At 63.3% G+C, this 14,001-nt stretch carries 11 protein-coding genes; 9 read left to right on the forward strand and 2 right to left on the reverse strand.

Annotated elements, in window-relative coordinates; translation table 11 throughout:
- Positions 1-2,610 (forward strand): beta-mannosidase, encoded by a 2,610-nt coding sequence (locus F455_RS0113660; RefSeq protein ID WP_018973865.1) that lies wholly within the window; start codon positions 1-3, stop codon positions 2,608-2,610.
- A gap of 33 nt (positions 2,611-2,643) precedes the next feature.
- Positions 2,644-4,023 (forward strand): glycoside hydrolase family 47 protein, encoded by a 1,380-nt coding sequence (locus F455_RS0113665; RefSeq protein ID WP_018973866.1) that lies wholly within the window; start codon positions 2,644-2,646, stop codon positions 4,021-4,023.
- A gap of 84 nt (positions 4,024-4,107) precedes the next feature.
- Here F455_RS0113665 and F455_RS0113670 read toward each other — a convergent pair whose 3' ends face one another.
- Together F455_RS0113670 and F455_RS0113675 are read right to left on the reverse strand one after the other, a co-directional pair.
- Entirely contained in the window at positions 4,108-5,055 is a 948-nt protein-coding gene (locus F455_RS0113670; protein WP_033410128.1) for a Dyp-type peroxidase, read from the reverse strand.
- Positions 5,056-5,170: 115 nt separating this feature from the next.
- Entirely contained in the window at positions 5,171-6,124 is a 954-nt protein-coding gene (locus tag F455_RS0113675; protein WP_157578809.1) for a LysR substrate-binding domain-containing protein, read from the reverse strand.
- A gap of 124 nt (positions 6,125-6,248) precedes the next feature.
- Between F455_RS0113675 and F455_RS0113680 the strand changes: the two genes are divergently transcribed.
- The 7 genes from F455_RS0113680 to gph all read left to right on the forward strand — a co-directional run bounded on the left by F455_RS0113680 (position 6,249) and on the right by gph (position 13,990).
- Positions 6,249-7,754 carry a ribulose-bisphosphate carboxylase large subunit gene (locus tag F455_RS0113680; RefSeq protein WP_018973869.1) on the forward strand — a complete coding sequence of 502 codons (1,506 nt, stop codon included), beginning with the start codon at positions 6,249-6,251 and terminating at the stop codon, positions 7,752-7,754.
- 16 nt (positions 7,755-7,770) lie between these two features.
- A complete protein-coding gene (locus tag F455_RS0113685; protein ID WP_018973870.1) occupies positions 7,771-8,205 on the forward strand; it encodes a ribulose bisphosphate carboxylase small subunit in 435 nt (144 codons plus the stop codon).
- Between the two features lie 10 nt (positions 8,206-8,215).
- Entirely contained in the window at positions 8,216-9,151 is a 936-nt protein-coding gene (gene cbbX / locus F455_RS0113690; RefSeq protein WP_018973871.1) for a CbbX protein, read from the forward strand.
- Positions 9,152-9,220: 69 nt separating this feature from the next.
- Positions 9,221-10,300 (forward strand): class 1 fructose-bisphosphatase, encoded by a 1,080-nt coding sequence (locus F455_RS0113695; protein WP_018973872.1) that lies wholly within the window; start codon positions 9,221-9,223, stop codon positions 10,298-10,300.
- A 12-nt stretch (positions 10,301-10,312) separates the two neighbouring features.
- On the forward strand, positions 10,313-11,194 hold the full coding sequence (locus F455_RS0113700; protein WP_018973873.1) for a phosphoribulokinase: 882 nt from the start codon (positions 10,313-10,315) through the stop codon (positions 11,192-11,194).
- A 25-nt stretch (positions 11,195-11,219) separates the two neighbouring features.
- Positions 11,220-13,271 carry a transketolase gene (gene tkt / locus F455_RS0113705; RefSeq protein WP_018973874.1) on the forward strand — a complete coding sequence of 684 codons (2,052 nt, stop codon included), beginning with the start codon at positions 11,220-11,222 and terminating at the stop codon, positions 13,269-13,271.
- Entirely contained in the window at positions 13,268-13,990 is a 723-nt protein-coding gene (gene gph, locus F455_RS20920; RefSeq protein WP_018973875.1) for a phosphoglycolate phosphatase, read from the forward strand. Before tkt ends, gph begins: the two co-directional genes overlap by 4 nt.
- Positions 13,991-14,001: the final 11 nt, after the last annotated feature.

Genomic DNA, 14,001 nt, shown 5'->3' on the forward strand with positions numbered 1-14,001 from the left:
ATGAAAGCGCTTTTTCTTGCCGCGCTGTTCGTTTCCGCCCCGGTCTGGGCCGACGTTCCGGCCACGCGTGATCTTGGCAATGGCGATTGGCAGATGCGCCTTGCTCCCGGCGAACAGGCCAAGGCACATCCGACCGCGTCAACCTGGCAGCACGCGACCGTGCCGGGCAGCGTGCACACCGACCTGCTTGCCAACGGCGCGATCGTCGATCCTTACGTCGGCGCGCACGAGGCCGAACTGCAGTGGATCGGTCTCGCTGACTGGGAATACCGCACGCGCTTCGACGTCGACGCGGCGACGCTGGCACGCGCGCACAACGATCTCGTCTTCGACGGCCTCGACACGTTCGCCGACGTGTTTCTCAACGGCCGCAAGCTGGCCTCGACCGACAACATGTTTCGACGCTGGCGTTTGCCGGTGCACGGCAAGCTCAAACCCGCCGGCAACGAGCTGCGCGTGGTCTTCCACTCGCCGATCCGCCAGGTGCTGGCGCAGGTACAGGCGATGCCGTACAAGCTGCCGGCGAACTACGACTGGGGTTTCGGCGACGAGCCCAAGGGCGTGCTCACGCAGAATTTCGTGCGCAAATCCGGCTACCACTATGGTTGGGATTGGGGTCCGAGGTACGTCACCTCCGGCATCTACAAGCCTGTTCGGCTGGAAAGCTGGGACGTGCTGCGCGTTGCCGACTTGCATATCGCGCAGGATCGGATCGAGCGCGATGTCGCGGCGTTAACCGTCCAGGTGGAAGTCGAATCCGACCGTGCCGGCGATGTCTCGTTCGAGTTGCGCTACGGACGGAGCGGCTCGGCCGATGCGCAAACGTTGACGAAAACTGCGACGCTCAAGCGCGGCATGAATCACATCGGTATTCCGCTGCGCATCGATCATCCGCAGCTCTGGTTCCCGATCGGCTACGGCGCGCAGCCCTTGTATGCTTTTTCGCTGACGATCGACGATGCGCACGGCAAGCAGGCCGAAGCAAGCCGCCGGACCGGACTGCGCCATCTCGAACTGCGCCACGAACAGGACGACAAGGGCCGCGGCTTCGCCTTCGTTGTCAATGGCGTGCCCGTATTCGCCAAGGGTGCGAACGTGATTCCGTTCGACATGTTCCCCGCACGCGTGACGCGCGCGCAGCAGTTGAGAGTGCTCGAGTCCGCGCGCGACGCGCACATGAATCTGCTGCGCAACTGGGGCGGCGGCTACTACGAATCCGACGAATTCTTCGATCTCGCCGACGAAATGGGCCTGATGGTCTGGCAGGATTTCATGTTCGGCGGCGGTCTCTCGCCCGCCTACGATCCTGCGTTCCGCGCCAACACGCTCGCTGAAGCGCGCGAGCAGGTGCGGCGCCTGCACGATCATCCGAGCCTCGTGCTCTGGTGCGGCAACAACGAAGTCGAAGCCGGCTGGCAGACCTGGGGCTGGAAGACGAAGCTCGAAAAGGAAGCGCCTGCACTGGCGAAGAAGGCGTGGGATGAGGGCTACGTGCCGCTGTTCGGTCACGACCTGCGCGCCGTCGTCGCGGAGAACGGCGGCGGGGTGCCGTACTGGTCGAGCACGCCGAGCAACGATCTCGAAGGCCGACCCGATGTCGACGACAACGGCGACCGCCACTACTGGGAAGTGTGGGGTGGTCCGGCGAAACCTGCCACGGCCTATCTCGAGGTGACGCCGCGCTTCATGTCGGAATACGGATTGCAGGCGTGGCCATCACTGCGCACGGTCGCCGCGTTCGCACAGCCCGACGAAATGAAAATCGACGGGCCCGTGATCCGGGCGCACCAGAAATTTCTCTACGGCGACGGCAACACACGGCTGCTGAAATATGTGCACGAATACGGCGAGCCGAAGGATTTCGCCGACTTCGTCTTCCTCAGCCAGGTCGCGCAGGCCGAGGGCATCGAACTCGCCGCCCTGCACCACCGCGCCAGCCGGCCGCGCACGATGGGCACGCTGTACTGGCAACTCAACGATGTCTGGCCCGGCGCGTCATGGTCGAGCATGGACTGGTACGGGCGCTGGAAGGCGTTGCAGTTTCATGCGCGGCGCTTCTACGCTGATGTTGCCGTCGCTGCGCTGCGCAGCCGCAGCGAGACTACGGTGAGCCTGATCAACGACACGCAGGAACCTGTCGCAGCCGAATTGCGCCTGCGCGTGCTCGATGTCGACGGCAAGCTGCTGCGTGAGGAACGCAAGCCGGTGACGCTGGCCGCGGCCGGCGTGACCGCGTTTGGCAAATTCACCGACGCCGAGCTGCTGCACGGCGCCGATCCGAAGCGCACCTTCGCCGCCTTCGAACTGCGCACGCACGACACAACGCTGTCGCGCGGTGTGATCTATTTCGAAGCGGCGAAGGATCTCGCCCTGCCCGATCCCGGTTTGCACGCCGACATTGCCGCGGACGGCGATGCTTTCCGCGTGACGGTCAGCGCACAGAAGCTCGCGCGCGCGCTGTGGCTCGACTTCGGCGACATCGATGTCGAGCTTGCCGACAACGCGCTGACCTTGCTGCCGGGAGAATCGATCACGCTGCAGCTGCAGAGCAAGGCCACCCTCGCAGAATTGAAAGAGAACATGAAACTGCAGAGCCTGCGTACGCGCTAACCGCTTTGTGCTGTGCTTCCAAGAGTGCTGAATATGTCGCTGACCAAATTGCTTGCGTCGATGTTGCTCGCCGCCTGCTTCACGCTTCACGCCGCGGCGGCGACGAAACCGGACGTGATCAGCGCCGCGCAATCCGGCGAACTCGCCGCACGCGTCAAGGCCGAAACGCAACGCGCCTGGCAGGGCTACATGAAGTACGCCGCGGGCCACGACGAGATTCGTCCGCTGAGCAAGCAACCGCACGACTGGTACGCACAGCCGCTGCTGATGACGCCGGTCGACGCGCTCGACACGCTGATCGTCATGGGTCTCGACGACGAGGCGAAGCAGGCGCGCGAACTGGTCGAAACCAAGCTGTCGTTCAACCAGGACATCTACGTCAAGACGTTCGAGATCACCATCCGCCACCTCGGCGGCCTGCTGTCCGCGTACCAGCTCACTGGCGACAAGAAACTGCTCGCGCTCGCCGACGATCTCGGCACGCGCCTGCTGCCCGCGTTCGACTCGCCGAGCGGCCTGCCCTACGTCGACGTCAACCTGCGCACGGGCAAGACGCGCGGCACGGACAGCGGTCCCGCGGAGTCCGGCACGCTGCTGCTCGAGTTCGGCACGCTGGCCAAGCTCACCGGCAAGCCGATCTATTACGACAAGGCCAAGCGCACACTGGTCGAGACCTACAAACGCCGCTCCAAACTCGGCCTCGTCGGCGCGACGTTCGACGTCACCAGCGGCAAATGGACCAGCCCCGATAGCTCGGTCGCCGGCGGCATCGACTCGTACTATGAATATCTCTACAAATGCTGGCGCCTGTTCGGCGACGCCGACTGCAAGGCGATGTGGGAGACGAGCATCAAAGGGCTCAACGCGCACGTCGCCGACGAGGTGCGCAAAAATGAATTATGGTACGGCCATGTCGACATGCACAGCGGTGCGCGCCGCGCCTCGCAGTGGGGTTCGCTCGACGCCTTTTTCGCCGCGCTGCTGGCGGTCAGCGGCGACATCGATCGCGCCAGGCGGTTGCAGCAATCGAACATGAAGATGTGGCGCCTGCACGGCATCGAGCCCGAATCGCTCGACTACCGCACGATGAAGGCGCTCGATGCGAGCTATTCGCTGCGTCCGGAAATCGTCGAATCGGCCTACTACCTGCGCCGCCTCACCGGCGATGTGCGTTATCTCGGCGAAGGCCGCGAAATGTTCGAGGACTTCGAGCGCTGGTGCCGCACCGACACCGGCTTCGCCGCGCTGAGCAGCGTGGTGACGAAACAGCAGAAGGATTCGCAGGAAAGCTTCCTCTACGCGGAGACGCTGAAGTACTTCTACCTGCTATTCGCGCCCGACAGCGCGCTCGATTTCGACGCGGTCACCTTCAACACCGAAGCGCATCCATTGCGCAAGACGTGGAAGGACTGAAGCACGCGGTTCGATTCACGCCGGGTGCGCGCCGCAAACCGATACGATTCGATTCATCACGCCGCGAAGACGGGCCGTATGCCCTCAAGAAGCAGCGTTGTCGGCCCCGACGTTGTCCAGGAACGTCGCCGAGGGAACGAAGAATAGCGTCCCGGTTACGGCATGGCTGAAATCCAGTAGACGATCGTAGTTGCCCGGCGGCGAACCGACGAACATGTTCTCCAGCATTTTCTCGGTCGTCGACGGCGATTTGGCGTAGCCGATGAAATACGTGCCGAATTCGCCCTTGCCGATATCGCCGAACGGCATGTTGTCGCGCAGGATCTCCAGCGAATTACCGTTCTCGTCGACGATGCTGGTCAGCACGTTGTGCGCGTAGGACGCTTTCTCGCTGTCCTTCTGTTCGATATCGGACAGCTTCGCCCGGCCGATCATTTTTTCCTGCATCTCGACCGGAACGGCATTCCATTTGCCCAGATCGTGCAGGTATTTCTGCACGATGACGTAGCTGCCGCCCGCGAAGGTCGCGTCTTCCGCGCCGATCAGCGTGGCCGTGGCCGCGTCGTCCCCCTCGGGGTTTTCCGTGCCGTCGACGAAACCAAGCAAATCGCGATCGTCGAAGTATTTGAAGCCGTGCACTTCGTCGACGATCGACACCGCGTCGCCGAGACGGCTGGTGATCTGCGTGGCGAGCTCGAAGCACATGTCCATACGCGAAGCGCGGATATGCAACAGGATATCGCCCGGCGTCGAAACGGCATGGTGCACGCCATGAATCTCGCGGAAAGGATGCAGCTCCTTCGGTCTCGGCGCGCCGAACAGGCGATCCCAGGCATCCGAGCCGAACCCGATGATGCAGGACAATTGCGCCGTCGTGTCGCGAAAGCCCACCGCGCGCCGGAAGGCCGCCGCGTCCGCGCAAAAATCGCGCACGGCATTGCAACTCGCCTCGCCATCGTTCATACGCACGACGAGAAACATGGCTGCACGCGTCAATCCCGAAGAGACTGGCTGGCTTTGAACGGACGACACGACTCTCTCCTTGCTGGTGGCACATGTTCCGGAATGTGCGCGGCGATCTTAGCACCCGTCAGCGCACTGACCACGATCGTCGATCGATCGTTTTGTCGAAGACTGCCGTACCCTGTTACGGCTTCGCTGCGATACGGCGATATCGGGAAAAAGTCTTTTCGAGATGGGAACGCGTGTTTGCGAACAGGAATTCGCGAAACGCGGCGGCCGCGGGCGGCAATTTCTTTGCACTCATGTGGACGATGTGCCAATTGCGCAAGACCGGCGTGCCGATTACGTCGAGCAGCGCGATTTCACGCGTGCGCAATTCGAGTTCCAGCGAATGCAGCGAGAGCAGGCTGACGCCCATCCCGGCCATCACCGCCTGCTTGACGGTCTCGTTGCTGCCCAGCGTCACCATTCTCTTCGGCGTGAACAGGTGCTGCTTGAACATGGCCTCCATGACCAGTCGCGTGCCCGAGCCCGGCTCGCGCATGAGGAATGTGTCTTCGCGCAATTCATGGAAGTCGAGCCTGCGCGCACGTGCGAGCCGATGCGACTTGTGCACGGCCAGCACATGCGGGTTCTCCGCAACCGCCTCGTAGATCGCGTCGAGCATCGAAGGCGGCTGGCCCATGATGGCGAAATCGATTTCGTTGTCGCGCAACGCGTTGATCAGGATCTCGCGGTTGCCGACGAGAAACTGGATGTCGACCTGCGCATGGCGCTTGGCGAACCGGGCGAGCAGCTTCGGCGCGAAATACTTCGCGGTGGTGACGACGCCGACGGTTGCCGAGCCGCTGCGCAAACCCTTGAGCGAGCCGAGCACGCGCTCGGCATCCTGCAATTCACCGAGCACGCGCGCGGCGTGATGGCGGAACAATTCGCCGGCCTGGGTCAGCGCGAGCTTCTTGCCTACGCGCTCGAACAACGGCAGGCCGACAGCGTCTTCGAGCTGTCTGATCTGCATTGAGATCGCCGGCTGGGTGAGGTGCAACGATTCCGCGGCACGCGCAAAGCTCATCTGCCGCGTCGCTTCGAGGAACACGGTCAGCTGGCGCAGGGTCAGGTGACGCAGCATCGATTGCATGGCGTGGCGCTCCATTGCGGACACAAATCAATCATAAGCTTTTACTTAAGTCACGAAAAGAATATTTGAATTTTCCTTTTGCAGTAGTTGGCCTAGCCTGCAAGCACACTTCGGGAGGCAAGCCATGAACGCAGTGATGAAAGACGTCGCGAACGAAGCGGATATCGAGATCAAGAATTCCGCCAAACGCTACAAGTCCGGTGTATTGAAGTACAAGCAGATGGGCTACTGGCAGCCCGACTACGTTGCGAAGGATACCGACCTCATCGCAATGTTTCGCATAACGCCGCAGGAAGGCGTGCCAGCCGACGAGTGCGCCGCAGCCGTCGCTGGTGAATCCTCGACCGCGACCTGGACCGTGGTCTGGACCGACCGCCTGACTGCCTGCGAACTTTATCGCGCCAAGGCTTATCGCGTGGATCCGGTGCCGAATACCGGTCCCGGCACGAAGACCGAGCAGCAATACTTCGCGTATATCGCCTACGACCTCGACTTGTTCGAGCCCGGCTCGATCGCCAACCTGACTGCATCGATCATCGGCAACGTCTTCGGCTTCAAGGCCGTCAAGGCGTTGCGTCTCGAAGACATGCGCATCCCGGTCGCGTATCTGAAGACGTTCCAGGGCCCGGCCACTGGAATCGTCGTTGAACGCGAGCGCCTGGACAAATTCGGCCGGCCGCTGCTCGGCGCGACGACCAAACCCAAATTGGGTCTGTCGGGCCGCAACTACGGCCGTGTCGTCTACGAAGGGCTGAAGGGCGGCCTCGATTTCATGAAGGACGACGAGAACATCAACAGCCAGCCATTCATGCACTGGCGCGACCGTTTCCTGTATTGCATGGAGGCGGTGAACAAGGCGTCTGCGGCTACCGGCGAGGTCAAGGGCCACTACCTCAACGTCACCGCGGGCACGATGGAAGAGATGTACGAGCGTGCCGAATTTGCCAAGCAGCTGGGCAGCGTGATCATCATGATCGATCTGGTGATCGGCTATACCGCGATTCAGTCCATGGCGAAATGGGCGCGCCGGAACGACATGATTCTGCACCTGCATCGCGCCGGCAACAGCACCTATTCACGCCAAAAGAATCACGGCATGAACTTCCGCGTCATCTGCAAATGGATGCGCATGGCCGGCGTCGACCATATCCACGCGGGCACCGTCGTCGGCAAGCTCGAGGGAGACCCGCTGATGATCAGGGGCTTCTACGACACCTTGCGCGAAACTCATACGCCGCAAAGCCTCGAGCACGGCTTGTTCTTCGAGCAGGACTGGGCGAGCTTGAACAAGGTGATGCCTGTGGCATCCGGTGGCATCCACGCCGGCCAGATGCATCAGTTGCTGACCTACCTCGGCGAAGACGTGATCTTGCAGTTCGGCGGCGGCACGATCGGCCATCCGCAGGGCATCCAGGCCGGCGCCGTCGCCAACCGCGTCGCGCTCGAAGCCATGGTGCTGGCTCGCAACGAAGGCCGCGATATCTGGAACGAAGGCCCGCAGATCCTGCGGGAAGCGGCCAGGTGGTGTTCGCCGCTCAAGGCGGCGATCGATACCTGGGGCGACGTCACCTTCAACTACGAATCGACCGACACCGCTGATTTCGTACCCACCGCCACCACCAGCGTCTGATCTCGGGAGATACGCCATGATGACCAACACCAACCAGCGCCTGACCCAGGGCCAGTTCTCGTTCTTGCCCGATCTGACCGACGCGCAGATCACCAAGCAGTTGCAATACGCGCTGAGGCAAGGCTGGGCGGTCGGTATCGAATACACCGACGATCCGCATCCGCGCAATACCTACTGGGAAATGTTCGGCAATCCGATGTTCGACCTGCGCGACCCGGCCGGCATCCTGCTCGAAATCAACAATTGCCGCAAAACGTTCGCCAGTCACTACGTCCGCGTCACCGCATTCGACGCCACGCGCGGCGTCGAGTCGCCCAAAATGTCCTACCTCGTCAACCGGCCAGCGAACGAGCCCGGATTCGGCCTGGTCCGCCAGGAAGTCGACGGCCGCAATATCCGTTACACCATCCACTCCTACGCCACCGACAAGGGCGAAGGGGAGCGGTACTGAAGGCATTGCCATGAATGCCGAAGCGAACACGAGCTGTGCCGAAGCGATGTCTGATCTCGCGTTGTTGTACCGTGAGAGCGGCATCGCGGAGGTTTTCGAAAAACTCGATCGCGAGCTCGTCGGCCTTGCGCCGGTAAAATCGCGCATACGCGAAATTGCCGCATTGTTGCTGGTCGACAAGGCGCGGCGTGCAGTCGGCCTCGCCGCGAGTGCGCCGAGCCTGCACATGAGCTTCACCGGCAATCCGGGCACGGGCAAGACCACGGTCGCAATGCGCATGGCCGACATCCTGCACCGGCTCGGCTATACGCGCAGCAACCACGTCATCGCGGTGACGCGCGACGATCTCGTCGGCCAGTACATCGGCCACACCGCGCCGAAGACCAAGGAAGTGCTGAAGAAGGCGATGGGCGGCGTGCTGTTCATCGACGAAGCGTATTACCTCTATCGGCCGGAGAACGAGCGCGACTACGGCCAGGAGTCGATCGAGATTCTGCTGCAGGTGATGGAGAACCAACGCGATGATCTCGTCGTCATCCTCGCCGGCTACAAGAATCGCATGGAGACGTTCTTCCGCAGCAACCCGGGCATGGCCTCGCGCGTCGCCCACCACATCGATTTTCCCGACTACAGCGAGGCGGAACTGCTCGAGATTGCCCGGCTCATCGCCGCGCAGACGGACTACCGCTTCGACGAGGCCGGACTCGCCGCGATGCGCGACTACATCGCGCATCGCCTCGCCCAGCCGCACTTCGCCAACGCGCGCTCGATCCGCAACGCGCTTGACCGCGCGCGTCTGCGCCAGGCGCAGCGCTTGTTCATGAACGCGGACAAGCAGTCCGCACCGGACAAGGAAGCGCTGATGACGATCACCGCGGGAGATATCCGCGCGAGCCGTGTGTTTCGTGGTGGATTGGATGGAGAAAGAAAACAGGAGAGCTCTTAGTTCGTCGTTTCGGCCTTCGCCGGAATGACAGGGAAAAAGTGACGCAGTGGATTCGTACCGGAGGCTCTTATGTTCACCCGCCGCACTACACTCTCGAAATTCCTGATCGAACAACTCAAGGGCTCGAAGGAGAGCAATGATCTTGCCGCCCTGCTCGTCGACGTCGCTGCGGCGATCAAGGCGATCAGCGCGGTCGCGGCGAAGGGCGCGCTCGAAGGCAACACCGGCTCGCTCGAAACGGTCAACGTGCAGGGCGAAACGCAGAAGCCGCTCGACGTGCTGACCAACGAGATCATGCTGCGCCACTGCGACTGGGGCGGGCTCGTCGCCGGCATGGCCTCGGAAGAGATGGAGGAACCGTTCGCGATCCCCGCCGAATACGAACGCGGCCGCTACCTGCTGCTGTTCGATCCGCTCGACGGCTCTTCCAACATCGATCTCAACGTCGCTGTCGGCACGATCTTCTCCGTGCTCGTGCACGATTCCGCGCAGCCGCCGCAACTGCAGGACTTCCTGCAGATCGGCAAGAAGCAGGTCGCCGCGGGCTACGCTATCTACGGGCCGTCGACCCTGCTCGTGCTGACCGTCGGCCGCGGCACGCACGGCTTCACCCTCGATCGCGAGATCGGCAATTTCATCCTCACCCATCCGAACCTCAGCGTGCCGAACGAGACCAGCGAGTTCGCGATCAACACCTCGAACGAGCGCTTCTGGGAACCGCCGATGCAGCGCTACGTCGAGGAGTGCAAGGCCGGCAAGACCGGTCCGCGCGAACGCGACTTCAACATGCGCTGGATCGCATCGATGGTCGCCGAAGTGCATCGCATCCTGATCCGCGGCGGCGTGTTCATGTATCCGCGCGACAGCAAGGCACCGAACAAGTCCGGGCGCCTGCGCCTGCTCTACGAGGCCAACCCGATGGCGATGCTGATCGAGCAGGCCGGCGGTCTCGCCTCGACCGGACGCGGTTGCCTGCTCGAAAAACAGCCCGAGCAACTGCACCAGCGCGCGCCGGTCATCCTCGGCTCGCGCTGCGAGGTCGAACGCATCGAACGCTACCACCACGAGTACGACAAGGGCGAAGACCAGCCGTTCGTCTCGCCGCTGTTCAACGAACGCTCGCTGTTCCGTCCGGAAGCCCGAGCCTGAGAGGGGAACGCGATGTCCACCAAACACCCGATCCTCGTCATCACCGGCTCCTCAGGTGCAGGTACGACCACGGTGATGTCGAGCTTCATCAACATCTTCCGCCGCGAAAACCTGACCGCGCAGCTCGTCGAGGGCGATGCATTCCATCGCTACAACCGCCTGGAGATGCGCCAGCAGATGAAGGAGGCCGAGGCGCGCGGCGATCGCCACTACAGCCATTTCGGTCCCGAGGCGAATTTGTTCAAGGAACTCGAAGACCTATTCCGCGACTACGCGGAGAGCGGCGGCGGACGCACGCGCAAATACCTACACGATCCGGCCGAGGCTGCGCCGTACAAACAGGATCCGGGCACATTCACGCCATGGGAAGACGTCAAGCCGAACACCGACCTGCTGTTCTACGAAGGCCTGCATGGCGCGGTCGTCGACGGCGACGTCGACGTGGCAAAGTATGCCGATCTCAAGGTCGGCGTCGTGCCCATCCTCAATCTCGAATGGATCCAGAAACTGCATCGCGACCAGCGCATGCGCGGCTACTCGCAGGAGGCGGTGACCGACACGATCCTGCGCCGCATGCCCGACTACGTCAGTCACATCTGCCCGCAGTTCTCGCGCACGCACGTGAACTTCCAGCGCGTGCCGACCGTGGACACGTCCAATCCGTTCATCGCGCGCAGCATCCCGACCGCCGACGAGAGTTTCCTCGTCATCCGCTTCGCCAATCCGAAGGGCATCGATTTTCCGTACCTGCTCAGCATGCTGCACGATTCGTTCATGAGCCGGCCGAACACGATCGTCGCGCCGGGCGGAAAAATGGGCCTCGCAATGGAACTGATCTTCACGCCGATGATCCTGCAGTTGCTGGATCGCAAACGCCGCGCGCTTGCTGCCTGAGCACAACCATGGAGACGCAGCAGAAATGAATGCCGAACTGAAAACGAGTGCAATTCCCGAACGTGATCTGACCAACGCGATCCGCTTCCTCGCTGCCGATGCGGTGCAGGCAGCGAATTCGGGCCATCCCGGCGCGCCGATGGGCATGGCCGAAATCGCACTCGTGCTCTGGCGCGGTCACCTCAAGCACAACCCGGGCAATCCCGCCTGGCCCGATCGCGACCGTTTCGTGCTCTCGAATGGCCACGGCTCGATGCTGCTCTATGCACTGCTGCATCTGACCGGTTACGACTTGCCGATCGAGGAGATCCAGCACTTCCGCCAACTTCACTCCCGCACGCCGGGGCATCCCGAATACGGCATGACGAGCGGCGTCGAAACGACGACCGGGCCGCTCGGTCAAGGCCTGACCAACGCGGTCGGTATGGCGCTGACCGAGGCGCTGCTCGCGCGCGAGTTCAATCGCGACGGGCACACGATCGTCGATCACCACACCTACGTGTTCCTCGGCGACGGCTGCCTGATGGAAGGCATCTCGCACGAAGCCTGCTCGCTCGCCGGCACGCTCGGACTCGGCAAACTCATCTGCTTCTACGACGACAACGGCATCTCGATCGATGGCCACGTCGAGCACTGGTTCGCCGACGACACGCCGCGGCGCTTCGAGGCCTACGGCTGGCATGTCGTGCGCAACGTCGACGGCCACGACACCGCCGCGATCGAACGCGCGCTGCTCGAAGCGAAAACGACCGCCGACCGGCCGAGTCTGATCTGCTGCAAAACCGTCATCGGAAAAGGCGCGCCGACCAAAGCCGGTACGCACGACGTGCACGGCGCGGCCCTGGGCAACGACGAGATCGCCGCCGCGCGCAAGGCACTGCATTGGCCGCACGCGCCATTCGTCGTGCCCGCCGAAGTCTACGCAGGCTGGGATGCGCGCCGCGAGGGCGCGCAGCGCGAAGCGCAATGGCAGCGAGCGTTCGACGCCTACGCAAACGCGCATCCCGAACTGGCAGTCGAGTTCCTGCGCCGCATCGCTGGCGAGCTGCCGCGCAGCTGGCAGGGATACGCGCAGGAAAAACTTCACGCCGTGCAGCAGGCCGCGCCGAATATCGCCACGCGCAAGGCCTCGCAGAACGCGCTCGACCTGCTGCAGCCGCAGCTGCCCGAATTGCTCGGCGGCTCGGCCGACCTCACCGGCTCGAACCTGACCAACTTCAAGGGCGCCGTCGCCGTGCGCAAGGGCGATACGGGTCCGGGCTACGGCAACCACATCAACTACGGCGTGCGCGAGTTCGGCATGAGCGCGATCATGAACGGTATCGCGCTGCACGGCGGCTACATTCCCTACGGCGGCACCTTCCTCACGTTCTCGGACTACAGCCGCAACGCGATCCGCATGTCCGCACTGATGGGCCTGCGCGTGATCTACGTGTTCACCCACGATTCGATCGGCCTCGGCGAGGACGGCCCGACGCACCAGCCGATCGAACACGTCGCGAGCCTGCGCCTGATTCCGAGCTTGCACGTGCAGCGTCCCTGCGATGCGACCGAAACGCTCGCCGCCTGGATCGCCGCGCTCGAACACAAGAACGGTCCTACCTGCCTGATCCTGTCACGACAGAACCTGCCGAGCCAGCCGCGCACGCCGGCGCAGATCGCGGCGATCGCGCGCGGCGGCTATGTGTTGGCCGATGCCGAAGTCGGGCGTCCCGATGCGGTCGCGATCGCGACCGGCTCGGAAGTCGCACTCGCAGCCAAGGCACGCGAGATTCTCGCGCACGAAGGCATCCGCTTGCGCGTCGTGTCGGTCCCCGATCTCAAGACATTCGACGCGCAGCCGGCCGAGTATCGCGCCAGCGTGCTGCCCGCAGGCGTGCCGCGCATCGCGATCGAAGCCGGCGTCACCGGCTCGTGGCATCGCCTCGTCGGCGACAGCGGCCGCGTCATCGGCATCGAACGCTTCGGCGAATCCGCGCCGGCCGACAAATTGTTCGACCTGTTCGGCCTTACCGCGGCCAATGTCGCCGCGCACGTGCGCGAGCTCGTTGCCGTCGCAGCGGGGGCCGATCGATGAGCGGCATCCGTATCCGTGCCGTACTGTTCGATCTCGACGGCACCCTCGTCGATTCCGCGCCGGACATCGCCGTGGCGATGAACCGCGCGCTCGAGGAATTCCACCTGCGCAGCCTGTCGCTCGCGGAAATCGCCGCGCGCATCGGCAAGGGACCGCGCGTGCTCGCCCAGCGCGTGCTCGCCGTGCAGCCGGGCCTGCTCGACGAGGCCGCGCGCGAACGCCTGATTGATCCGCTGCTCTCGACTTACCTAGACCACTACAGCGTGGCGATCGGCAATCACGGTCGATTGTTCCCGCACGTGGCGGAGACGCTGCACGCGCTGCGCACGCGCGGGCTCAAGCTCGCCGTGGTGACCAACGCGCTACAGCTGCCCGCGCAGTCCATCCTCGAACGTTACGGCATCGTCGATGCAATCGATCTGCTGCTCGGCGGCGACCGCGTGATCAATCGCAAGCCGCATCCCGAGGCGCTCGAAACCGCCTGCCAGTGGCTCGGGGTCGATGTCGACGCAACGGTGATGGTCGGCGACTCGAACAACGACGTTGCCGCAGCGCGCGCCGCGGGTTGCGAGATCGTCTGCGTGCCCTACGGCTACAACGAAGGCCGCTCCATCGCTGCGCTGGATTGCGACATCGTGGAAAATTTCGCCTTCCTGCCGGGCTGGATCGCGACGCACGAGAGCCGCTCGCTTGCGCTTTGCCGCGAAGACACACATTGAATTCCGATCGA

The organism is Rudaea cellulosilytica DSM 22992, assembly GCF_000378125.1.
Classification (GTDB): domain Bacteria; phylum Pseudomonadota; class Gammaproteobacteria; order Xanthomonadales; family Rhodanobacteraceae; genus Rudaea; species Rudaea cellulosilytica.

What these genes read in the sequence shown, in the direction of transcription:
- F455_RS0113660 (WP_018973865.1), top strand. Translation starts at nt 1, where the DNA reads ATGAAAGCGCTTTTTCTTGCCGCGCTGTTCGTTTCCGCCCCGGTCTGG.
- F455_RS0113665 (WP_018973866.1), top strand. Translation starts at nt 2,644, where the DNA reads ATGTCGCTGACCAAATTGCTTGCGTCGATGTTGCTCGCCGCCTGCTTC.
- F455_RS0113675 (WP_157578809.1), bottom strand. Translation starts at nt 6,124, where the DNA reads ATGCAATCGATGCTGCGTCACCTGACCCTGCGCCAGCTGACCGTGTTC.
- F455_RS0113680 (WP_018973869.1), top strand. Translation starts at nt 6,249, where the DNA reads ATGAACGCAGTGATGAAAGACGTCGCGAACGAAGCGGATATCGAGATC.
- F455_RS0113685 (WP_018973870.1), top strand. Translation starts at nt 7,771, where the DNA reads ATGATGACCAACACCAACCAGCGCCTGACCCAGGGCCAGTTCTCGTTC.
- cbbX (WP_018973871.1), top strand. Translation starts at nt 8,216, where the DNA reads ATGAATGCCGAAGCGAACACGAGCTGTGCCGAAGCGATGTCTGATCTC.
- F455_RS0113695 (WP_018973872.1), top strand. Translation starts at nt 9,221, where the DNA reads ATGTTCACCCGCCGCACTACACTCTCGAAATTCCTGATCGAACAACTC.
- F455_RS0113700 (WP_018973873.1), top strand. Translation starts at nt 10,313, where the DNA reads ATGTCCACCAAACACCCGATCCTCGTCATCACCGGCTCCTCAGGTGCA.
- tkt (WP_018973874.1), top strand. Translation starts at nt 11,220, where the DNA reads ATGAATGCCGAACTGAAAACGAGTGCAATTCCCGAACGTGATCTGACC.
- gph (WP_018973875.1), top strand. Translation starts at nt 13,268, where the DNA reads ATGAGCGGCATCCGTATCCGTGCCGTACTGTTCGATCTCGACGGCACC.